The sequence below is a fragment of the Aequorivita vladivostokensis genome, from assembly GCF_000952855.1.
Lineage (GTDB): Bacteria > Bacteroidota > Bacteroidia > Flavobacteriales > Flavobacteriaceae > Aequorivita > Aequorivita vladivostokensis.
The window spans coordinates 223,235-244,615 of the sequence record NZ_JSVU01000001.1 but is presented as its reverse complement, the minus strand read 5'-3'; the positions used below and the strand labels follow the sequence as shown (position 1 = coordinate 244,615).

The following is a 21,381-nucleotide window of genomic DNA, read 5'->3' as shown; positions in this document are numbered from 1 at the left end:
CAATACGCTTTTGATATGTCAAAAGCGTATTTTTGTTTTTCTGAAAAGTTATTATGCGATCGATACTGGTTTTTTTGGCACTGCAAGTTCTGATCGGTTGCAATTCTTCAACAAAAAATACTGTGGAAACACACAAATTTACAAACGATTTAATTTCGGAATCCAGCCCCTACCTGCTGCAGCACGCGCACAATCCGGTACACTGGAAGGCTTGGAACGAAGCAACCCTACAACAGGCCAAAAAGGAAAAAAAGCTGATGGTCGTGAGCATTGGCTATGCCGCTTGCCACTGGTGCCACGTTATGGAGCACGAAAGTTTTGAGGACAGCACGGTGGCCGCCGTGATGAACCAACATTATATTTCCGTAAAAGTAGATAGGGAGGAAAGACCAGATGTGGACCAAACCTACATAAATGCCGTGCAATTGATGACCGGCAGTGCCGGCTGGCCGCTGAACGTGGTAACCCTGCCTGATGGCCGACCCGTTTGGGGCGGTACGTATTTCAGAAAAAATGACTGGATAAATGCGCTGGAGCAGATACAGGAAGTTTACAAAAGCGAGCCCGAAAAACTGATTGCCTACGCCAACCGACTGGAAGAGGGCATTAAATCCATGGACCTCATTGAATTAAAAACCGAAGCCGTCAACTTTAAAAATTTTCCGGTTGCGGAAATTGTATCGAAATGGTCCAACCAATTTGATGAAAGAAATGGCGGCTTCAAAGGCGCTCCGAAGTTTATGATGCCCAATAATCTGGAGTTTTTATTAAGACAGGCCGTTTCAGAAAAAGATGATGAGCTACTGGCATACGTAACCCTGAGCTTGGATAAAATGGCGTTCGGCGGTCTTTATGACCAGATTGGCGGTGGCTTTGCCCGCTATAGTACCGATGAAAAATGGCACGTGCCCCATTTTGAAAAAATGCTGTATGACAATGCCCAACTCGTCACTCTTTACAGCAATGCATTTTCGGTTACGCAAAATCTGCTTTATAAAGATGTGGTTGAAGAAACCTTAAATTTTATAGCACGTGAAATGACCAATAGCGAAGGCGGTTTTTATTCCTCGCTCGACGCAGACAGCCAAAATGAAAAGGGAGCCCTGGAAGAGGGCGCTTTCTATGTTTTCACTTCGGAAGAATTGCGGCGGTTGCTAAAAGACGATTTCGAAATATTTAAGGAATATTATAATGTGAACAGTTTCGGACATTGGGAAAAAGACAATTACGTGCTAATCCGAAAAAAAACGGATGCGGAGATTGAGCGGGAATTTGAACTTACTTCCGAAGTATTTCAGCAGAAAAAGAAAAGCTGGAAAGAAACACTGCGCGCCTATCGCAACCAAAGGCCAAAACCGCGTTTGGACGACAAAACCCTTACTTCTTGGAATGCGCTGATGCTGAAAGGGTACACAGACGCCTATAAAGTTTTTGGGAAAGAAGCGTATTTAAACAGCGCCATTAAAAATGCAAAGTTCATTGCTGAAAAACAACTGCAGGAAAACGGAGCACTGTTTCATAATCACAAAGACGGCAAAAGTAGCATCAACGGTTTTTTGGAGGATTATGCCTTCACTATTGAAGCTTTTATAGCCCTGTATCAAACCACGCTGGATGAACAATGGCTCCATCTTTCAAAGAAAATGACCGAATATGCGATTGACAATTTCTTTGATTCGGAAAAACAGATGTTTTATTTCACTTCAAAAAAGGACCCAGCCATCGTGAGCCGAAACTTTGAATATCGCGATAACGTAATTCCAGCCTCAAATTCCTCGATGGCCAAAAACCTATTTCTGCTTTCAAAATATTTTGAAGATACCAGTTTTGAAGCAATTTCGCAGCAAATGCTAAAGAATGTCTCAACAGAGATTATGCAGTATCCCAGCGGATTTTCCAATTGGCTGGACCTATTGTTGAACCTTAAAAACGATTTTTACGAGGTAGTAATTATAGGAGAAGATGTAGATGAAAAAGTAAAAAACATAAACAAACATTATCTTCCCAATAAAATAATTGCGGGCAGCAGAGAAGAAAACAACGGGCCGTTATTCCAAAATAGATTTGTGCCCAACGAAACCCTTTTTTATGTTTGCAAAAACAATACTTGCAAACTCCCGATAAAGGATCCAAAAATTGCAATTGAATCATTAAACAAAAACGAATAAACTTTATGGACAAATTCAAAGACTTGGATATTTATATTGAAAAGTATGGACAAAAACTAATAGATTTTTTACCTAATGTTATTGGGGCAGTTTTAATGCTGTTCATAGGACTGTGGCTGGTAAAAATCCTGAATGGTTTTATAAAGAGATTTTTTGACAAAAAGGAATATGACCCCACGCTGGAGAACTTCATCGCCAGCCTTATTAATTGGGGGCTTAAAATTGTCCTCTTCGTATTGGTCATTACGCAACTGGGCGTTGAATCTGCCTCTTTGGTTGCGATTATTGGTGCCGCGGGACTTGCCGTGGGATTGGCGCTGCAAGGATCACTGGCCAATTTTGCCGGAGGTGTCCTTATTTTATTGATAAAGCCATTTCGCGTAGGCGATTTTATAAGTGCCCAAGGTGTTGACGGGACAGTAAAGGAGATTTCAATATTCAATACAAAGTTGACCACCTTTGGAAACCAGCTTGCCATAATCCCAAATGGAAAGCTGAGCAATGACAATATTATAAATTATACCGAAGAAGGCATTAGGCGCGAAAACTTGACCTTTGGAATAGGTTATGACGACAATATAAAGCAAGCTAAGGAAATTCTTTTGAATTTGGTATCGGAACAGGAAACGGTCCTAACACTTGAAGACAAAATGCCAATGGTCGCCGTTGCCGAATTGGGCGATAGCTCCGTAAACCTCACCCTTCGTTATTGGGCCAAGAATGAAGATTTCTGGAACCTGCGCTGGTTAATTCTAGAGGAAGGAAAAATGAGACTCGAAGCGGCAGGAATTTCAATACCTTATCCCCAACGCGATGTTCACCATTTTAATTTGGAAACTTTAAAGAAATAAATCCTTAAATTTGTAGGAATTATTCATATTTTTATAAAACATCTTAAATACTATAAAATGAAAAAATTAATATTCACAGCCTCTCTTGTTTTGATGACAGTTTCGCTGTTTGCTCAATCTGGGCAAAGCGCTTATACCAGTGTGTATGATAGAACTATTGATCTAAACCAAAAAGCTTTGGCCTTCGGTCTTGCCGAAGCGCAATTTAATGCTATTAAATATCAGGCATATACTAACCCGAATTTTTTACAAGGTAAAATATTTCAGGATGATCAATTAATCAGGGATAACGTCCCGATGAGATATAATGCTTATGCGGATGAAATAGAAATAAAGAAAAATATTTCAGATGAAACATATAGCGCCCTTCTCAAGTCGCCAGACATTTTTGTAAGAATATTGAATGATATATATGTCTTTATTCCCCTAAATGGCTCCAACGAAAAAGGAGGCTATTTCAAAATATTGAATGATGGAAAGACCTATGATCTGTATAAAAAAGATAAAGCAGAATTTAGGCAAGCCCGAAAGGCGCAGACCTCATACCAGCAAGACACTCCTCCTTCCTTTGTTATGCAAACAACCTATTATTTGGTAAAAGATGGCAACTTTTTAGAAATGCCTAACAGCAAATCAAGAATTTTAAAAATGATGGACAGCAAAAAAAGTGAGATGAAAAAGTACATAAAGGAAAACGATATAGACTTCGATAAGGAAGCAGATTTGATCAAAACGATAGCCTATTTTGATTCTCTTCTATAAAAAGTGGTTCTATCCTAACATAAATTCCTTTAAGTAAAAGGGTTCAAAATAAGCGACATCCTCGGTGTCGCTTATTTCGTATTTGGCCTCTGCCAAAGTTGCCATTGCCGCGGAAGATGGAAATTTATGGTCGAGAAAAACCGCATTCCCATTTGAACATAACTGCTTGAATTTATTTGCCCCATCACCAATAAATGTTGTCTTGCCTTCCTTTAAATAATTGCTAAAAGAATTCTCATCTAATATTTCGGCCTTCGTTTCGCGAATCTGTTTTTTGGCCGCATTGTAAACGGCCGCATAAACTTCCATCCGGCGGGCATCGAGTAGCGGAATGATGTATCCACCTGTTTGTTCTACCTGTTGCACTAAGACATCCAAGGTAGGTATTGAAATCAAAGGTACATCCAATGCAAAACAAAGTCCTTTGGCAGCAGACACACCAATGCGGAGGCCTGTATAGGAACCGGGACCTTTGCTGACGGCAATGGCATCTAGTTCCTTTCTATTAATATTGGCTTCATTTAGAACCTCTTCAATAAAAACATGAAGCTTTTCAGCGTGGGAGAATTTTTCATCGTTTTCTTCACGGATCGCCTTAACTTCCCCATCAATCGCCACCGCAACCGAACAATTGGTAGTCGCAGTTTCAAGACACAAAATAATTGCCATTATTTATCCTTTTTTTCATTTTCAGTGGAAGAAACCTCCACCTTATCTCCTTGCTTTAACGATTTAGTAACCGTGTTATAAGGGCCGGTAATTACGGTTTCGCCTACCTTTAACCCTGAGATGATTTCTATATTTGAATCGTCTTGAATTCCGGTCTTTACGACGCGCAACTTAGCTTCATCTCCTTCTTTTACGTATACCGCCTCAAATTTTTCAGCCGTTCCATTGGCGGTTTCGTTCGCTACGTACGATTTTTTGGAATCGGTCGTATCTGTCTTTATAACAACAGAACTTATGGGCACTCCAATGATATTTTTCTTTTTGTTTGTAATAATATCTACAGTGGCAGTCATTCCCGGACGGAAAGGCGAGAAGCTCTCCGGTTTGCCCTCGGTAAGATCTTTATAGGATTCGGGAAGAATACGAACTTTTACCTTAAAATTAGTAACCTGGTCTGCCGTTAGCGAACTTTCAGCACTGTTTGCTATTTCAGTAACGATGCCAGTAAACTCACGTTTTAGATAAGCATCTACCTCTACAATGGTAGAGTCGCCTACGGAAACTTTTACGATGTCATTTTCATTTACATCTACTTCCACTTCCATATTTTGAAGATTGGCAACACGTACAATCTCGGTACCCGCCATTTGTGCGGTTCCCACTACCCTTTCGCCCAATTCTACAGAAAGCTTTGAAATGGTTCCGCTCATGGGCGCATAAATGGTTGTTCTTGAAAGGTTGTCCACAGACTGCTTTACATTTGCCGAAGCACTCTGCACGTTATAATAGGCTGCCTTGGCATTGGCCTGCGCCATTTCATAATCGGCTACAGATTTGTCCCATTCCGATTTGGAGATAACGCCTTTTTCAAAAAGTGCCTTGTTTCTTTCATAATTTAATCGGGCATTTTTTTCACTCGCCTGGGCCTGTGTATATTGCGCGCGCACATTTTGCAGCCCGGCCTGCGATTGGCTCACGGCCGCCTGAATAAGATCGGGGTTAATTTTAACCAATAAGTCGCCTTTTTCAACGGTTTGGCCTTCTTTTACGGGAAGCTCTATAATCTCTCCGGAAACTTCCGACGAAAGTGCCACTTCCACCTCAGGTTGTATTTTTCCGGTTGCCGCAACGGTTTCCACAATATCAATTGCAGCTATTTGAGTTACCTCAACTTGCTTGAAATCACCAGATTTTCCGAACCATCCCGCTTTTTTTCCAACTATTAGAAAAATAATAAGCAATACTATTATCGCAATAACCCAATAGCGTGTTTTTTTCTTCATATTTAAAATTTTAATTCGCTAGCTGGAACACCGAAATAGAGCTCCAATACTTTCAATTTAAAAATGTATTCAAATTTAGTTCTGTTCTCTTCAATTTTTGCATTGTCGTAGCGCAATTTTGATTGGCTAAAATCGAAGGCATTTGTTAACCCTACATCATAGCGATCCTTTGCATATTGATACGCCAATTCCTGCGATTCCAATGCAACGATGGCCGCTTCGTAGGCTTTCAGTGCGCCTTTGGCATCTACGTAGGCTTGGTAAACATTTGATTCTAAATCGAGCTGGGCTTGCTCCAATTGATATTCCGAATTCCTTAAACCAATTTTATTTCTTTTAACATTACTCCTTACGGCAAAACCATTAAAAATAGGCACATTCAGCTGTAGCCCATACCCAATACCATCATTAAGATACAATTGATCGATAAAGGGGCGTTCTAGAGGATCATTGTCAGCATAACGCGTATTATAGCCAAAAAATGCAGAAAGCGTGGGGTAATATGCGCCTCTGGAAATTTGCACATCTTTTCTTGCGAGATCTACATTTTTTTGGGCAATCCGCACTTCAGAGCGGGTCTCTTTTGCACTTTCAATAATTTCTGAAACATCCTTCTCTGCAATTCCCCCATCAATTATTTTATATTCTTCTTCTGCTATATCAAAATTTGAATAGTCTTTAATAAGAAGTAATTGTGCAAGACTAATCAACGAAATTTTAACGGTGTTTTCCGCTACGGCAATACGTTGCTTTTCTGAAGCATCGGTAGCTTTGATTTCCAAAAGGTCGCCACGCGGAAGTACGCCAGCATCTACAAGATTATTGGTGCGATCCAGTTGCTCCAGTGTCACAATATTTTGTGACTTTGCTACTTCCAGATTAGCCTTATTCAACAAAACCTGTAAATAGGAATTTGCTACGGCCAAGGCAATATCATCCTTCATTTTGTCCAAACGATATTGTGCCGCGAGTTCCGAAAGCTTGGACCTTTGCAATTGGCGCACGTTCCTGAGGCCATCAAAAAGCGTGAGCCCCACGTTTATAGCAGCCGAAGCAGAGCCAAAGGTAGTATTCTCCAGCTGATTGTTGGTAGGATTTAAACTTAACCCCGTATTTTTTGAGGCACTGGCATTTGCATTTAGAGAGGGCAAAAAGTTACCTATAGCCTCCAGTTTATCTGCCTCAGTAAGTTCCAATTCCAACTCACTTTGTTTCACTGAAATATTATTTTCCAGCGCGTGGTTCACACATTCCTGCAGGGTCCATTTTTTATCCTGGGCCTGGAGGGAAAGGCTGAATATCAAAAAAAGGAAAGCGATTGCTATGTTCTTCATAGGTTGATTTATTGATGAATGAGTCTTTTGCATTGCCATTGCGTTACAAAATTTATAATTTTTTAATTGAATTTCTTGCCCCTTTTAACCACAGAGGACACGAAGGTTTCACAGAGAACACAAAGATTTAGCCTTTGCCTCCCGTTGCGGGTGCTGGTTTTAGTTGATTCCAAACTTTTATATTGTCGTCTTTGGAAATACCGCTCTTTACTTCTACATCTATGCCGTCACTAACGCCCAGTTCCACATCTCTTCTTTCAAATTTTTGGTCGCCCACTATTACCTCAACAAATGATTGCTGCGTTTTGGGATCAAACTGTACCAGAGCCTCTTTTATGGTCAGCACATTTTCGGCTTTGGCCAAAATAATGGAGGCATTGGCGCTAAGTCCTGCCCGGATAAAAGTAGAAGTGGTATCCAGGTTCTTCATAGTTCCTTTAATTTCAAATTGGATTGCGCCGTTTTCATCCACTCCCTTTGGGGCAATGTAATCAAGTTCGGCATCAAAGGTTTTATCGGGAAGGGCTCCCACGGTAATTTTCAGAGGCAAGCCTTCCTTGATTTTCCCTACTTCACTTTCGTCCACCTTTCCTTCAAAAATCATTTTGTCCACGTCGGCCAAAGTTGCGATAGTGGTTCCGTCGTTAAAATTGTTTGCCTCAATTACCTGGTTTCCGGTTTTTACAGGCACGTCCAGCACCATTCCCGAAACCGTTGCACGAATCTCGGTATTTGCCGAAGCCCCCATCCCACTGGTAGTTCCGGTCCTCACTATATCATAATTTTGGCTTGCCGCCCTTAAACTAACCTCTTCTTGCTTCAGCCTTTGCTGTGCTTGGTTATAGGCCAATTGGGCATTGTCAAATTCATTGGCAGAGATTACACCTTTTTCAAACAATTGCTTTTGGCGGTTATAAATACTCTTTTGGTTCTCTAAGGCCAAGCGGGCAGTCTCCACTTGAGTGCGAACGCTGCTAATATTGCTCTTGGCACTGTTTAAGGAAGAGACATTCGGTACTACCTTTACTTTTGCGATAAGGTCGCCGGCTTTTACTATTTCGCCTGCCTCAACGAATATTTCGTCTATTATTCCTGAAATGTTCGGTTTGATAAGCACTTCTTCCTTTGGGACAATACTACCCGTAGCCACTGTCTTTTTCACGATAGAGCCCATTGCAGGTTTTTCGGTTTCATAAACGATTGGGTCTTCAATATTTTTTGAATATAGCCAATACATAGAAACTGTAAACAATACACCAATGGTTACGAGAATTATTATGGTTTTTGATTTTTTCATTTTCTTGATTGTTGAAATTATAGTCTTTTAATTGATGGTTTTTTCTATTTATAAATTTTATTCCGTTCTCAATGCCTCCACAGGTTTCACTTTTATGGCGTTCTGCGCGGGAATCAATCCTGCCAATAGCCCAGAAACTATCAAAATAGTCAATGCGATAAACACTACGCCGATGTTTACGGAAGGGTTGATGAACATCATTTCGCTTGTATCCATTTTGCCGAGTTGATAGTTAACGAACCATAAAACCGCACTGGCCAGGACTATGCCTGCCATCCCCGAAATGATGGTCAAGAAAATTGACTCCAACAATACTTGTGCACGGATGCTCCACGGGGTGGCGCCCAAGGCACGGCGGATTCCAATTTCCTTGGTGCGTTCCTTTACTACTATTAACATGATGTTGCTAATGCCGATAATTCCTGAAAGGAGCACCAAAATCCCAACAAAATAGGCCACAAAGTTAAGTGCCGTAAACAACCCGTTTATTTTGCTGTATTCTTGATATAGGTCAAAATTTCCCACCGCCCTTTCGTCGTTCGGATTTATGGTGTGGCGTGCTTTGATAACGTCGAAAATTTGCGATTTTAAGTTGGTTATTGAAGAGCCGTCTTCCGCGGTAATCGCCATCCATCCCACAATGTCGCCCATATTGAAGGCTTGTGAAAAAGAGGTGAATGGCACGTAGATTTCTTTCTGCATTTCTTCGGGATCGCCGTTATTGCCTTTCTTTTTATAGGTGCCGATGACCAAAAAATTAACGCCATTAATCTTTATATAAGAACCGATTACCTCTTCATTGGGTTCGTAGAGGGCAGATTGAACCCCGCTGCCGATAATTGCCACCTTTCGTTTTTCATTTATATCGGAATAATTTATGAAACGGCCCGAAGTAATATCCATTGGCTGTTGTTGGATAATTTCGGGATAATCGCCATAAACGTTGAAAGCACCGGTTTGAAGGCCACGCACTACATTGTTGTTTCCGCGAAAACCTCCCAGTTGGTTTCTGGGCGAAACGAAGCGCAAACCGGGAACCTGCTGCTTTATGGCTTCCACATCATCGGTCTTAAAGTTGTACCGCCTGCCTTTGGGCAAGCCCTTGTAAGGTTGCGAGGCAGTCTGTGCCCACATAAACATTGAGTTGGTGGCCATCCCATTGAAACCCTGCTTAATGCCGTTTTCCAAGCCATTGCCTGCCGCTAGGAGAATGACGAGGATAAAAATTCCCCATAAAACTCCAAAAGCCGTCATCACGGTTCTGAACCAGTTGCTGCTAAGGGCTTCAATAATTTCGGCCCAACTGTCCCTGCTGAATAGTTTACTCATCGCGCAAAGCTTCTATGGGTTTAATATTTGCGGCTCGATACGCAGGAAAAAAACCGGCAACGGCTCCCGCCACAACGAGTATGATTACCGTGGTGATGGCTACCGAAAAATCAACGGACGGATTGCGTATGTAGTCTGTTTCTATGAATGGCCCCACTAATTGAAGCAATATCAGGCTGAAGATAAGGCCTACAAACCCCGCAATGGCAGTTACGAATATAGACTCGTGAAGAATCATCCCAATAATGGACCAAGGTTGCGCCCCAATAGCCTTGCGGATGCCGATTTCCTTTGTGCGTTCCTTTACGATGATGAGCATAATATTGCTAACGCCCACAATCCCGGCAATAATGGTGCAAATGCCCACTCCCCAAAAAAACCAACGGATCATATTGTTGAGATCATAGAAACGTTTGGCGTTTTCCAGAGTATTGTTCACATTTACTGCCCTTTCATCGTTTGGGGCAATGGTGTGTTTTGCTTTTAGATCAGCTTCCAGTTCGGCTGAAAAGGCTTCGGAAGCAGCCAGAGCGTCTTCATATTTATCGTGTTTCTGAAGGGTAAAGGCAAGCGACCGAAGTTTATCGCCGGCATTGTAAACACGCTGTGCAGTAGTCAACGGAATGAATATTCGGGTTTCCTCCCGTTCGCCGCCCGGGTCGGTATAAACGCCCACCACCTTAAATTTTATTCCAGCAATGTCAATATATTCGCCGAGCGCCTCTTTTCCCAAAAAAAGATCGAGATAGACCTGATTGCCTATTACCGCGTTTTTTTCAAAGGAATCCAAGTCGTTCTGGTTAATGTACCTGCCTACGACCAAAGTTTCATTTTCAAGAAATTGATAATCTCCCCGAACACCTTCTACCCTATAGCTCCCGCTTTCTTTTTTATAGGTTGTCAATTGGCCCCATCTGCTATAGACGCCAGATTTTAGCTCAATCTTCTCGCTGTTCTTGTTAACCGCCATTTCGTAATCGCGGTTGTCCATTTCTATTATCCGGCCGGGGTTCAATCCCTTATATTCAACCGAAGTTACGTTTGTCCATACACTAATGCGGTTGGTGGCATCGTTTTCAAATTCCTTTGCAACTCCGTTTGACATACCTTGCCCAATGGCGAGCAAAATGACCAATATGAAAATGCCCGACGCTACGGAAAGCCCCGTTAAAAAGGTTCGCAATTTATTCTTCCGAATTGCTTCAAAAATTTCCTGCCAGCGTTCAATATTAAACATAGGCCTCGCTTTTTGCCCGTACTTGGGTTACTACGGAATCGTCTATAATAATTCCATCTTTTAGGTTTACGATTCGCTTGGTCATATGCGCTATATCGTCTTCGTGGGTAACAATGAGGATGGTTTTTCCCTCGTCATTGATGCCTTGGATGAGTTCCATTACTTCATAAGAAGTTTTGGTATCGAGTGCGCCCGTAGGTTCATCGGCAAGTAATACTTTTGGGTCACTGGCAAGCGCACGGGCAATGGCCACACGTTGTTTCTGACCTCCGGAAAGTTCGTTGGGAAGATGCGTAGCCCAATCGGCAAGACCTACTTTTTCGAGATAGTGCATTGCCTTTTCCACACGAATGTTTCGTTTTACACCTTGGTAATAGAGCGGCATGGCCACGTTTTCCAAAGCCGATTTATAATTGATAAGATTGAAGGATTGAAAGATAAAACCCAGAAATTTGTTTCTGTAACGGGCGGCCACCCTCTCGTTCAGGTTCTTGATCAAGGTGCCGTCCAGCGTGTAGGTGCCTTCGTCTGCTTCGTCAAGGATGCCGAGGATGTTGAGCAGCGTAGATTTTCCCGAACCGGAAGAGCCCATGATGGAGACCATTTCACCTTCAGAAACCGTAAAGTTTATTCCTTTTAAAACATGGAGCGAATTTTTGCCCATGTGATATGACTTGTGAAGGTTTTCAATAGCTATCATCCTGAAAATTGTTGATTTACAAAATAAAGGGGAAATCCCCTTCCAAATGTGAAATTCTTGTTAAGACTTGGAAACTTTGATGGTTTCAAGTATTTATAGGACTATTAGGGACGAGAAGTGTTACAGCTTCTGTGGAAAAACTATAATTTATTTTCCCTGCGAGCCTTTTTGCGACTGCGATAAATGGCATAGCCGATACCGCCGACCAATAGATAAGGAAAGATCATTAAATAGACAATACCATTGTTAATCCCCTTGGCAGCCTGTCCTCCCTCCTCACTTTCCAGAACGGCACGGCACATGGCGCATTGGGCTTCAGCGGGAACTGTCGCGATGAGAAATATAATCAATATAACGAAAAGAATTTTTGCTTTCATTTATTATTCATTGTTTAAAAAAAAAGGAAAAGGTTAGCTTTCACAATTATCTTTTTTCTCTGTTCTTCTCTCTTTTTTCTATTTAATAATATGGTGAAATCATTAAATAAACAATCACTCCGCTTACCGCAACATATAACCAAAGCGGATAGGTGATGCGCGCAATTTTTCGGTGTTTGTAAAACTGTCCCGAAATTCCCCGCACAAAGGTTATCAATACAAAGGGAATAACGACAATAGACAGTAAAATATGCGTTAAAAGTATGAAATAGTACACATATCTCACAATCCCTTCCCCACCAAACGGCGTGGAATCTGAGGTCATGTGGTAGGCGACGTACATACCTAGAAACAGTACCGAGCAGGCGATGGCGGTTTTCATCAGGCGTTCATGCAGTCTTCGGTTTCCCTTTCTTATTTGGTAAACGGCAACAATCAGAATTATGGCCGTCAATCCATTTATGGTTGCATAAATGGGCGGTAAAAAGCCAAGGCGTGGCGCACCGGGAATTTTCACGGTGAACAAAACGGCCACTGCCAGCGGAATAGCGATGGAAAGTATCCAAATCCACACATTATAATTTTTAGTGCTTTGTGGGGAGGTTTGCATGGGTTACAAGAGTTTTTTAATGTCTTCTTTTAACATCTGTATTCCCTTGTCTTCCAAGCCGTCGTAATATATAACCGGGTTTCCGTGCTCGTCCTTGCGGGAACGGATGTTTCCCTCTTGGTCAACCAGTGCAAAGAAGCCGGAGTGCTCAAAACCTCCCTCTACTTCAGGGGCATCGCCTACATACAGATTAAAGCCTTCATTGGCGAGTTTAAAAACTTCTTCCTTTGGACCCGTCAATAAATGCCATTGCGGCTTTGTTATGCCCATCGTTTTTGCATATTCCTTTAAGACTGCCGGTGTGTCGTGTTCCGGATCGATGGTAAAAGAGGCAATTGCAACTTTAGGATTGCCCAAAAATTCATTCTGGATTTTGAGCATATTCTCCGTCATAATGGGACAAATGGAGGGGCAGGTAGTGAAGAAAAATTCAACCACGTACACCTTGCCCTCATAATCTTTGTTGGAAATGGTTTTCCCGTTTTGATCTGTAAAGCTGAATTGTGGCACTGTGCCGATTGTTTCCAGATCTGGCTTGGATAGTTTGTCGATAATCTTAGGCACGGCCCAAATTCCAAAAACCAGGATTATAAAGGAAATGCCGATATAGGAATAATTCTTTTTCATTTTTAAGGAATACTTTGATATGATTACTATTTAATTGTCCGAGACAGGGGCTCCTAATTAATAGAACGTTCCATAATTTAAATCTCTCGGTTGGAATTATATTTTTTTAATGCTCTTCTATATTCTGCCAAAAGCACCTTTACGTCATCGCTCATTTTGTTGTTTATCTCGGCAATATTACTGGAGTCGAAACCGTACATAATCCCTTCGTCGTCATCGTCATCGCGACCACGAAGATTTCTTTCTTTGTCCACGATAAACACGTATGGCGTAGAAATATTGGCATCCAAGGAGATATCAGATTTTAAGGATTCAAAAACCCTGCGGATGTCCTGCTCTTCCCCAAAGGCGAAGAACCACGCATCGATGGGCGCAATTTGTTTCAGCTTCGTTTCAATATTTCTGGCTTGGGCCTCAGTTCCTTTAGGCAAAAGGATAACAAACTGAAATTCATTAAACTGATGATTTTTTCCGTAGATTTTATGCGCCAAATTATAGGCATAGGCTCTATGTGCATTAAGATCCTTTCCGAAGAAACCTAAAACGGTGATACGATTTTCAAGCTGTACAGGCTTGCCGTCCAAGGTTTCAAAATTATTGAGCTCTGCCACAGACTGGGTGAGGAGCGGTAAGGTTGCAAAGTTATTTTGTCCCGAAGCAAAGAATACATAAGCTGTAATAGGAAGCAAAAACAGAATGCCGAGAACTATATACTTCTTCATTTTTTGCATAATTTGAACTACTTATTAAACGCTGAAAGTAGGTCTGCAAAAATACAGGGTAAATGGAGGCTGGACAATGTTTTGGATGTTAATTTTGAAAATTTTGCGCATAAAAAAAGCCCTCTGAGAGGGCTTCAATTATATTTCAGAAGAAATTAAAAATTGAATTTTATAAATCCTGCTTTATATACCTCATAGATATAATCACCTTCAATAAGCACCAAAACCACCAAATAGCTAATCAAGAATATAGCCGTCCAGATTACCGCCCTGCGCAGCCCTGTTGTTTCATCACGCATGTGCATGAAATCCCAGGTAATATAATAAGCTTTAACGATTGTAAGAATAATAAAGATCCAGTTAAGCAGCTTTAAAGCAAGAAAACGATTGTCCACCAAAAAGTCTGGACGAAGGATACCCAAGGCCACCTCAATAATGGTAACTATGGAAAGGAATATAAAAACGCCCCAAATTTTGCTGACGTTTGACTTGAATTTTACAGCGCCTCTAAAGATTGCTAATTTATGTTCGTGTGCCATTTTTTAAATTTTTTGAAAATCTAAACAAGATAAAAGAATGTAAATACAAATACCCATACCAAGTCTACGAAGTGCCAGTAAAGCCCAACTTTCTCGACCATTTCGTAGCTATTTCGGCGTTCGTAGGTACCTAATATAACATTGAAAAATATGATAATGTTTATAAGAACCCCCGTTGCCACGTGAAATCCGTGAAAACCTGTTATGAAGAAGAAGAAGTTTGCAAACAGTGGATGCCCATATTCATTGTGGCGAAGATTTGCGCCTTCTACCACCATTTGGCCATCGTTAACTACTTTTGCTATGGATTCTTCCCTAGATAACACTATATGTCTATCGTGCTCATCCTTATGTTGAACTCGTACCAATAAGTTATCATTCGCGAGGAAGCCAGCCTTCACTTGTTCAAAAGAAACCGTGGGCAGATATTCGGTATCTTCCGCGAACCACAGGCCATTTTCCCGAGTCTGCGGAATACGGTCTCCATCGTTTAATGCCGCAAAATCCCTTATGGCTACGCGTTCTCCATCTTTATCCAAAAACTGGATTATTTGCCCTCCTTTGGTTTCTATTGCTCCGTAGTCGCCTTTAATAAAAGTAGCCCATTCCCAAGCCTGTGAGCCCAAGAATATAAGCCCTCCAATGATGGTAAGAAACAGATAGAGAATAACCTTATTCTGTTTCATTTTATGTCCCGCATCTACGGCCAATACCATAGTTACGGAAGAAAAGATAAGAATAAACGTCATAAACGCCACATAATACATAGGCGCTTCTACTCCATGAAGAAAGGGAAAGTGGGTAAATACTTCATCGGCAATAGGCCAGGCATCTACGAACTTGAATCTTGAAAATCCATAAGCGGCAAGAAAACCTGAAAAGGTCAAGGCATCGGAAACGATGAAAAACCACATCATCATTTTGCCATAACTTGCTTTCAACGGTTGGTTTCCGCCACCCCAGGTTTTGTCTTCGGTACCTGTTTTAACAACAGTAGCTTCCATAAAAAGAATTTGGTTTTAAATAAAGGTTCAAAAATACGTTTAATTTTTATTTAACGAAACATCATGGAAAGATTTATAGAATCACCTCTCTAATTCCACTAAAATGATACGACGGCCGTCCCGATCGGGAATTATAATTATCTCACAAAGTATAGGAATAAAAACAGGTAAATCCACACAATATCCACAAAGTGCCAAAAGGTTACAGAGAGTACCACCCCCAAGGTTTTGCCATTGCGGTATTTCTGTTTATAATGATTATAAATTACAACCCCTATGGATATAAGCCCTGCAAGAACGTGCGCTACGTGCAACAATACCACCAAGTAGATAAAGGAGGTGGTGATGCTACTTGTGGGTCCAGTAAAATTATACCCATTCTGAATTATCTCTGAGAACCCTACAAATTGAAACACCACAAACAAAATTCCCAATATGAGGGTGCTTACCAAAAGCGACATCCCTAATTTATTCTGTTCTTTTTTGATGGCCCGAAGCGCAAAGTGATAGGTGAAACTACTCACAATCATTAAAACTAGTGCAATATAAAAAGCCTGCGGAATCTCAAAACTTGATATCCAGTCTGGCCTTTCCTTACTTACCACATAGGCACTTGTAAGTCCCGCAAAACTCATGGTTAGACTAATAATACCAAACCAGAGCATATTCTTTTTAGCCCTGGCTATCTTTAGTTCATTACTTCCCTGTGTTAAATCCATTTCTTTATTTTCTTAATTCGTTAATTCACGGTTGGAATGCGCAAAGCCTAAAACCCCATTCAACATCATACAATGGATCTGGCTCAATTTCATCTTAAAAATTTATCTGCTACATAAATTATTTGAAGCAATGTAATATAACTTACACTTGCCAACATAAGCTGTTTAGCGGCCGTTGATGTTTTATCTCTGTACAATTTTATCGCGTAGTATAGAAGCCCAATTCCCAACAAGCCAATCAAAGTTCCTGATATGGGCGTTACATAAAGTTTCCCGGTAATTCCCAAAACAGGTATCAAAGATACGAGTACTGTCCAAATGGTATATAAAATAACCTGAATTGCCGTGCCTTTATCACGCTTTCCATTTGGTAACATAAAGAAACCGGCTTTTTTATAATCGTCAAAAAGAAACCACCCAATGGCCCAAAAGTGGGGAAACTGCCAAAAAAATTGAATCATAAACAAGGTTCCTGGCTCAATGCCAAATTCGCCCGTAGCCGCTACCCAGCCCAACATAAATGGAATGGCCCCGGGAAATGCGCCTACAAATACCGAGAGCGGAGTTTTGGTTTTTAATGGCGTGTACAGGCTTACGTACATAAAAATAGATATAGCCCCAAACATGGCAGTAATCGGATTTATGGTATATAGTACGATAATTCCCAATACGGTCAATATACTGGCCAGAATAAATGCGGTACGCACCGTCATATGGCCTGCCGGCAATGGTCTATTTTTTGTACGCTCCATTAAGGCGTCCAAATCCCTTTCGATAATTTGGTTAAAAACATTGGATGCGCCCACCATACAATATCCGCCAACGCATAGCAGAAAGAGGACATAAAAATCTATGGAATCCGCGCCCAACAAATAACCGGCTACCGATGAGAACACCACACTTACCGAAAGTCGAAGTTTGGTAATTTCGGTAAAATTCCTGATAAGGGATGGGCTAATTGATTGTGGATGGGAAACGGACAAGCTATTTTTTTTAGGCTCCGCAAAGATACGCTTCCTAAAATTTTTTCCCAATATATTATTGACAATCTTGCGCTATTATTTCAGCATTTTTAGTATTTTGAACCAATTTTTCAAACCAAAAATTTATGTTATCAAAAATTATCCTAAACGCCATTTTTTTATTTTCTGTTCTTACCGTTTTTGCACAGACGGATGACGGAAAAAAAACACACACTAAAGTCTTGAAACTAACCAATAATGTCTATATGTTGCAAGGCAAGGGCGGCAATATTGGCCTAAGTATTGGGCGTGATGGCATTTTTATGATTGATGATCAATATGCCGAAAACATTGAACAGGTTCAAAATGAAATTAAGCGCGTTAGCGATAAACCAGTGCGTTTTTTGGTAAACACGCATTTTCACGGCGACCATACGGGCGGCAATCCAGCAATGGCGGAAACAGGTACGGTAATTTTCTCTCAGGAAAACGTGAGACGGCGCCTGCAGGAGGTTATTGCCAAGGAAACCAAAAGGATTTCCGAGAGCGCACTTCCCATGATAACTTTCACAGAGGATCTCACCTTTTATTTTAATGGAGAAAAGATCTTTGTCTTTCACGTCCACAACGCCCATACCGATGGCGATGCGATGGTTTATTTTATGGGAAGCAATGTCCTGCATACCGGAGATGTCTTCTTCAACGGAAAATATCCTTTTATAGATATCGAGAACGGAGGAAGTTTAAACGGATACATCGCTGGATTGGAGAAAGCCATGATGGTAATCAATGAGGACACCAAAATTATTCCCGGACACGGAGATGAAGGCACCTTTAAAGATTTGCGCAAAACTGCTGAAATGCTCAATACGATTTACAAAAGAGTGTATAGCCAATATGTAAACAAAAAAACCGAGGAAGAGGTAGCAAAAATGACCGATTTGACCGAAGAATATGATCGAGAGGGATATGGGTCCGGTTTTATAAACACCGAAAATTTCCTAAGAATGGTCTATAAAGAAGTAGCCAAAGAACTAGGCAAGGACGCCGAGGATCGGGAAACAAGAAATAAGGAGGCCATGAAAAAATACAAGGAAATAGAAAAAAAGTTAAAGGAAAAAGAGAAAAATTAAAACACTCTAAAAATCATAATACCAGTTAAACAAATCTGTTCGCAAGCCAAAGTTGACCCAGGTCGTTTCATTCTTGAACACCATATCTGTATTAACTTCGGGGGTGAAACTTCGGAAAATAAAGCTTCCATAAATTTTTAGATTTGTAGCCGGGTTTATAACATATCCGGCCTGGATTTCGGTGTGAAAGAAATCTGTAGTATTGCCTTGCGCCAGTTCATTTCCGTTATCGGAAACACGGTCGTCTTCCGTTCCATAGATATCTCCACCGTAGAAAAATGAATCTTCGGGAGTATTGAATTCAAAACCACGCTTTGCTACTATAAATTTTGCATCGGCATACATTCTTCCTCTTTGGTAACGGGCTATTCCTATGAATTCAGAAAAATTGGCCCCCAAGGTATGCGCCATGGATTGGTTGTTATGACCGTAATTCAATACAACCGTATTGTGGGAATAGGTGTAGGGCCGCACCCTGTTATACTCTGTCTGCAAATAGAGATTTTTTAAGCCAAAGGCATTGTAATATTTCAAACCCAATTGATAACCGGTTTTGTTTTTATAGCTTCCTTCTCCCCCAAAAACATCACCGGAAGAAAACTCATCAATTATAAGTTGTCCATAAATGTTCACTCTGTCGTTTACCTTATATTTTGTACTTAGGCCAATCAGGGCATTACCGCCGCGGGAACCTGTTGAAAATTCGATTGCCCGATAGAATATAATTGGATTCAGATAATTTACATCAAAGCCTCTACCATTATCATTCTGCCAAATAACGGATTCAAAAAGACCTATGTTCAATCTTTTGGTAATGTTATAGCTTAAATAGTGGTTGGCAATGTATTTTGTGCGGAAGGATCCGTCTTCCGTTACCTCGGGGCGTACATCGCGTAGGGACATCCACGTGTTGGTATATTTCAGTTTCCAAAAGGTAGTATTTATTTTGAAAAACGGATAGGAGCTTGCATTATCACTGGTAAGTAAGGAACGATATCCGTCCCCCAGGAAAGTTTTGCCATGGCCTAGTTGGATATTGAAATACTTTGAAGGCGTATATGAAATATGACCCGTAGCTATGGGATAATCATATGAATCTGTTCTAAACCGTTTTGCGATACCCCTTCCTGGAATAATGGCCGGATTACCGCCGTCGGGACGAATGGATTCCGCATAGCGATTAAAATAGTCTGCAAAGCGCCCCTGACTTTCATAAATTACACCGAAGAACCCGATCTGTTTTCCGATTCCCCCCTGAGTATAAACCAAGCGCGTGTTATTATAGGTATCTATATCTGCGTCAAAATCTTTACCGGCCTGCAAATCTACACCCGCATCCAAGGTTAGCCAATAGTCTTCCCCTTTTATGGTAATTAGATGTTCGTTCCAAAGTTTTCGTCCAAACCACGACGATTTGTTTTTTAAAATTTCCCTATTCGCAGCTTCAAAATCATAATATTTGTTCACTTCAGAATAAATATAGGGCTTTTGGGCCGTGTGATTGTTCAGCCCCACACGGTTTAATGCTGGATCGAACAAACTGTAATTGTGGTGCGAAAGTGGAATATTTATATTGCTGCGATATTCTTCATTATTGTAGGGCAGGTTTTCAATGGCCTCATATTCTTCAACTAATTGTTCCCTTTCGTTCTTTTTTTCCAATTCAGTATTTTGGACAATATTTTCCACCGGCGCCACCAATGGAATGGCAATTGGCAGCGTAAACTGTACATAAGCCGGTTTACCGTTATAGGTGGCTGGCTGGATTTTAGGGAGCGCCCCAAAGATTCGGCGGGCCTCTGTTTTTAATTCTTCATATATGCCATCTACGTAAAGCACCTTAAACTCCCCTTCCTTCGTTACTTCAAAAAGCACATTTACATTTCCCTTATAATTTTCGGCAAAAACCTTATTCGGAACTTGAAAATTTTCATAAATGAATTGTTGCAGAGCCCTTTTAAAACAGCTTTCCATAGCATCCACGTCAGTGTTTTCACATTCTTTAAAAACGGGATATTTTTCATATTGTGCCGAAGTAATTTGAGCTGAAGAAATAAGGGAACAACAAAATATGAAGGGAAATATAAAATGTTTCATCGAAAGGTTGCTTGTTTGAACCCGAAAGATACAGTTTTTTTGGAATGACCGGATTCAAAAAAAGCTCCCATTTCTCGGGAGCTTTTAATTTTGATTGAAACTTTTAATGAATATTGAATACAATAGGTACGGTATAGACTACATCCACGTTCTTGTCTCCTTGTTTCCCAGGCTTCATGACAGGCAAATTGTTGATTACGCGTTGAGCTTCCATCTTTAATTTTGTGTTGTGTGAATTAGCCATAACGTCGGCGATATACCCATTTGAATCGATCTTGAATTTCACATAAATTCGATACGCTTCATTAGGATTCAGATTTTCCAAAATTTCCTTTCGAAAGTTTTTATTAATAAAGGCATTTATTTTGGAAGACATACATTCTATTTTTTCGGCATTGCTGTCCAGCGCCTCACAACCAGGATATACAGGTACGAACTCAACATTCAGGACAGTCCTAGTTACTGCAGGCTCCAAAGGCTTTTCTGGGCCTTGAGGCTCAATTATAGGCGCATCTATTATTGGCATATCAGTATCGGCAATTGGTGTTTCATCCACCGGCGCTTCGTTATCCTTTACATCAAACACGTTACTCTTCACTACCTTTTGAACAGGCACGCGCTTTTGTATTTTTTGCTTGATGGGTTCAATTGGCTTCGGTTTTTCGATGTCCAAAACATAGTCTATCATCGCTGGTTCTTCCAAAGTGGTCGGAATGTGCCGCTCTGCAGTATTTTTTGTTATTTCAAAATTAGTCTGCATTATAAAAAAAACGGCAAGTAAACTAAGTATAACACCTAATTGAAAAAACAGACGTGAGTTCCATTTTATATTAATCTGTTTTTTATCCTCCCTTTTGTTTGCGAAATTTTTGACAGCTTTTTTCATAATTACAGTGATTTAAATGGTTACACTTTTATAAAAGCAACTGTTGTGCCAAAACGCAAAAAGCCCCGTACTTGC

The 21,381-nt window shown here is 40.7% G+C and carries 21 protein-coding genes; 4 read left to right on the top strand and 17 right to left on the bottom strand.

What is annotated here, in order from left to right; translation table 11 throughout:
* Positions 1–53: 53 nt before the first annotated feature.
* From MB09_RS01090 to MB09_RS01080, 3 genes are read left to right on the top strand one after another with little or no spacing between them, the layout of a single operon-like run.
* Positions 54–2,168, top strand: a complete 2,115-nt coding sequence (locus MB09_RS01090) for a thioredoxin domain-containing protein (protein ID WP_045079012.1) — start codon at positions 54–56, stop codon at positions 2,166–2,168.
* Positions 2,169–2,173: 5 nt separating this feature from the next.
* Complete coding sequence (locus MB09_RS01085) at positions 2,174–3,019, top strand: mechanosensitive ion channel family protein (RefSeq protein ID WP_045079011.1); 846 nt, start codon at positions 2,174–2,176, stop codon at positions 3,017–3,019.
* A gap of 57 nt (positions 3,020–3,076) precedes the next feature.
* Positions 3,077–3,781 (top strand): hypothetical protein, encoded by a 705-nt coding sequence (locus tag MB09_RS01080; protein ID WP_045079010.1) that lies wholly within the window; start codon positions 3,077–3,079, stop codon positions 3,779–3,781.
* Positions 3,782–3,790: 9 nt separating this feature from the next.
* Here MB09_RS01080 and tsaB read toward each other — a convergent pair whose 3' ends face one another.
* From tsaB to cyoE, 15 genes are all read right to left on the bottom strand, one after another.
* A complete protein-coding gene (tsaB, locus tag MB09_RS01075; protein WP_045079009.1) occupies positions 3,791–4,450 on the bottom strand; it encodes a tRNA (adenosine(37)-N6)-threonylcarbamoyltransferase complex dimerization subunit type 1 TsaB in 660 nt (219 codons plus the stop codon).
* Positions 4,450–5,733, bottom strand: coding sequence for an efflux RND transporter periplasmic adaptor subunit (locus MB09_RS01070; protein ID WP_045079008.1), 1,284 nt, complete (start codon positions 5,731–5,733; stop codon positions 4,450–4,452). The genes tsaB and MB09_RS01070 overlap by 1 nt, the downstream gene beginning before the upstream one ends.
* Before the next feature lie 2 nt (positions 5,734–5,735).
* Positions 5,736–7,067, bottom strand: a complete 1,332-nt coding sequence (locus MB09_RS01065) for a TolC family protein (protein ID WP_045079327.1) — start codon at positions 7,065–7,067, stop codon at positions 5,736–5,738.
* Positions 7,068–7,194: 127 nt separating this feature from the next.
* Entirely contained in the window at positions 7,195–8,364 is a 1,170-nt protein-coding gene (locus tag MB09_RS01060) for an efflux RND transporter periplasmic adaptor subunit (RefSeq protein ID WP_045079007.1), read from the bottom strand.
* Between the two features lie 57 nt (positions 8,365–8,421).
* On the bottom strand, positions 8,422–9,693 hold the full coding sequence (locus tag MB09_RS01055) for an ABC transporter permease (RefSeq protein ID WP_045079006.1): 1,272 nt from the start codon (positions 9,691–9,693) through the stop codon (positions 8,422–8,424).
* Positions 9,686–10,930, bottom strand: a complete 1,245-nt coding sequence (locus tag MB09_RS01050) for an ABC transporter permease (RefSeq protein WP_045079005.1) — start codon at positions 10,928–10,930, stop codon at positions 9,686–9,688. Before MB09_RS01050 ends, MB09_RS01055 begins: the two co-directional genes overlap by 8 nt.
* Positions 10,923–11,630 (bottom strand): ABC transporter ATP-binding protein, encoded by a 708-nt coding sequence (locus MB09_RS01045; RefSeq protein ID WP_045079004.1) that lies wholly within the window; start codon positions 11,628–11,630, stop codon positions 10,923–10,925. Before MB09_RS01045 ends, MB09_RS01050 begins: the two co-directional genes overlap by 8 nt.
* A 140-nt stretch (positions 11,631–11,770) precedes the next feature.
* Positions 11,771–12,007 carry a hypothetical protein gene (locus MB09_RS01040; protein WP_045079003.1) on the bottom strand — a complete coding sequence of 79 codons (237 nt, stop codon included), beginning with the start codon at positions 12,005–12,007 and terminating at the stop codon, positions 11,771–11,773.
* An 82-nt stretch (positions 12,008–12,089) separates the two neighbouring features.
* Positions 12,090–12,617: a DUF420 domain-containing protein gene (locus MB09_RS01035; protein ID WP_045079002.1), complete on the bottom strand. Its 528-nt coding sequence runs from the start codon at positions 12,615–12,617 to the stop codon at positions 12,090–12,092.
* A 3-nt stretch (positions 12,618–12,620) separates the two neighbouring features.
* The gene (locus MB09_RS01030; protein WP_045079001.1) at positions 12,621–13,244 is read right to left on the bottom strand and encodes an SCO family protein; all 624 of its coding nucleotides are present in this window, start codon (positions 13,242–13,244) and stop codon (positions 12,621–12,623) included.
* A gap of 77 nt (positions 13,245–13,321) precedes the next feature.
* Positions 13,322–13,966 (bottom strand): hypothetical protein, encoded by a 645-nt coding sequence (locus MB09_RS01025; RefSeq protein WP_045079326.1) that lies wholly within the window; start codon positions 13,964–13,966, stop codon positions 13,322–13,324.
* 155 nt (positions 13,967–14,121) lie between these two features.
* On the bottom strand, positions 14,122–14,505 hold the full coding sequence (locus tag MB09_RS01020) for a cytochrome C oxidase subunit IV family protein (RefSeq protein WP_045079000.1): 384 nt from the start codon (positions 14,503–14,505) through the stop codon (positions 14,122–14,124).
* A 20-nt stretch (positions 14,506–14,525) separates the two neighbouring features.
* Positions 14,526–15,509 carry a cytochrome c oxidase subunit 3 gene (locus MB09_RS01015; RefSeq protein ID WP_045078999.1) on the bottom strand — a complete coding sequence of 328 codons (984 nt, stop codon included), beginning with the start codon at positions 15,507–15,509 and terminating at the stop codon, positions 14,526–14,528.
* A gap of 137 nt (positions 15,510–15,646) precedes the next feature.
* On the bottom strand, positions 15,647–16,228 hold the full coding sequence (locus tag MB09_RS01010; protein ID WP_045078998.1) for a cytochrome c oxidase subunit 3: 582 nt from the start codon (positions 16,226–16,228) through the stop codon (positions 15,647–15,649).
* Positions 16,229–16,317: 89 nt separating this feature from the next.
* On the bottom strand, positions 16,318–17,211 hold the full coding sequence (cyoE, locus tag MB09_RS01005; protein WP_045079325.1) for a heme o synthase: 894 nt from the start codon (positions 17,209–17,211) through the stop codon (positions 16,318–16,320).
* A 125-nt stretch (positions 17,212–17,336) separates the two neighbouring features.
* On the opposite strand from cyoE, the gene MB09_RS01000 reads away from it, so the two are divergent.
* Complete coding sequence (locus MB09_RS01000; RefSeq protein WP_052671263.1) at positions 17,337–18,323, top strand: MBL fold metallo-hydrolase; 987 nt, start codon at positions 17,337–17,339, stop codon at positions 18,321–18,323.
* 6 nt (positions 18,324–18,329) lie between these two features.
* Here MB09_RS01000 and MB09_RS00995 read toward each other — a convergent pair whose 3' ends face one another.
* Both MB09_RS00995 and MB09_RS00990 read right to left on the bottom strand, forming a co-directional pair.
* Complete coding sequence (locus MB09_RS00995) at positions 18,330–20,420, bottom strand: hypothetical protein (RefSeq protein WP_045078997.1); 2,091 nt, start codon at positions 20,418–20,420, stop codon at positions 18,330–18,332.
* A 103-nt stretch (positions 20,421–20,523) separates the two neighbouring features.
* Positions 20,524–21,306, bottom strand: coding sequence for an energy transducer TonB (locus MB09_RS00990; RefSeq protein ID WP_045078996.1), 783 nt, complete (start codon positions 21,304–21,306; stop codon positions 20,524–20,526).
* Positions 21,307–21,381 lie beyond the last annotated feature (75 nt).

What these genes read in the sequence shown, in the direction of transcription:
- MB09_RS01020 (WP_045079000.1), bottom strand. Translation starts at nt 14,505, where the DNA reads ATGGCACACGAACATAAATTAGCAATCTTTAGAGGCGCTGTAAAATTC.
- MB09_RS01025 (WP_045079326.1), bottom strand. Translation starts at nt 13,966, where the DNA reads ATGAAGAAGTATATAGTTCTCGGCATTCTGTTTTTGCTTCCTATTACA.
- MB09_RS01070 (WP_045079008.1), bottom strand. Translation starts at nt 5,733, where the DNA reads ATGAAGAAAAAAACACGCTATTGGGTTATTGCGATAATAGTATTGCTT.
- MB09_RS01015 (WP_045078999.1), bottom strand. Translation starts at nt 15,509, where the DNA reads ATGGAAGCTACTGTTGTTAAAACAGGTACCGAAGACAAAACCTGGGGT.
- MB09_RS01040 (WP_045079003.1), bottom strand. Translation starts at nt 12,007, where the DNA reads ATGAAAGCAAAAATTCTTTTCGTTATATTGATTATATTTCTCATCGCG.
- MB09_RS01045 (WP_045079004.1), bottom strand. Translation starts at nt 11,630, where the DNA reads ATGATAGCTATTGAAAACCTTCACAAGTCATATCACATGGGCAAAAAT.
- MB09_RS01010 (WP_045078998.1), bottom strand. Translation starts at nt 16,228, where the DNA reads ATGGATTTAACACAGGGAAGTAATGAACTAAAGATAGCCAGGGCTAAA.
- MB09_RS01060 (WP_045079007.1), bottom strand. Translation starts at nt 8,364, where the DNA reads ATGAAAAAATCAAAAACCATAATAATTCTCGTAACCATTGGTGTATTG.
- MB09_RS01080 (WP_045079010.1), top strand. Translation starts at nt 3,077, where the DNA reads ATGAAAAAATTAATATTCACAGCCTCTCTTGTTTTGATGACAGTTTCG.
- MB09_RS01000 (WP_052671263.1), top strand. Translation starts at nt 17,337, where the DNA reads ATGTTATCAAAAATTATCCTAAACGCCATTTTTTTATTTTCTGTTCTT.
- tsaB (WP_045079009.1), bottom strand. Translation starts at nt 4,450, where the DNA reads ATGGCAATTATTTTGTGTCTTGAAACTGCGACTACCAATTGTTCGGTT.
- MB09_RS01035 (WP_045079002.1), bottom strand. Translation starts at nt 12,617, where the DNA reads ATGCAAACCTCCCCACAAAGCACTAAAAATTATAATGTGTGGATTTGG.
- MB09_RS01085 (WP_045079011.1), top strand. Translation starts at nt 2,174, where the DNA reads ATGGACAAATTCAAAGACTTGGATATTTATATTGAAAAGTATGGACAA.
- MB09_RS00990 (WP_045078996.1), bottom strand. Translation starts at nt 21,306, where the DNA reads ATGAAAAAAGCTGTCAAAAATTTCGCAAACAAAAGGGAGGATAAAAAA.
- MB09_RS01065 (WP_045079327.1), bottom strand. Translation starts at nt 7,067, where the DNA reads ATGAAGAACATAGCAATCGCTTTCCTTTTTTTGATATTCAGCCTTTCC.
- MB09_RS01055 (WP_045079006.1), bottom strand. Translation starts at nt 9,693, where the DNA reads ATGAGTAAACTATTCAGCAGGGACAGTTGGGCCGAAATTATTGAAGCC.
- MB09_RS01050 (WP_045079005.1), bottom strand. Translation starts at nt 10,930, where the DNA reads ATGTTTAATATTGAACGCTGGCAGGAAATTTTTGAAGCAATTCGGAAG.
- MB09_RS01030 (WP_045079001.1), bottom strand. Translation starts at nt 13,244, where the DNA reads ATGAAAAAGAATTATTCCTATATCGGCATTTCCTTTATAATCCTGGTT.
- MB09_RS01090 (WP_045079012.1), top strand. Translation starts at nt 54, where the DNA reads ATGCGATCGATACTGGTTTTTTTGGCACTGCAAGTTCTGATCGGTTGC.
- MB09_RS00995 (WP_045078997.1), bottom strand. Translation starts at nt 20,420, where the DNA reads ATGAAACATTTTATATTTCCCTTCATATTTTGTTGTTCCCTTATTTCT.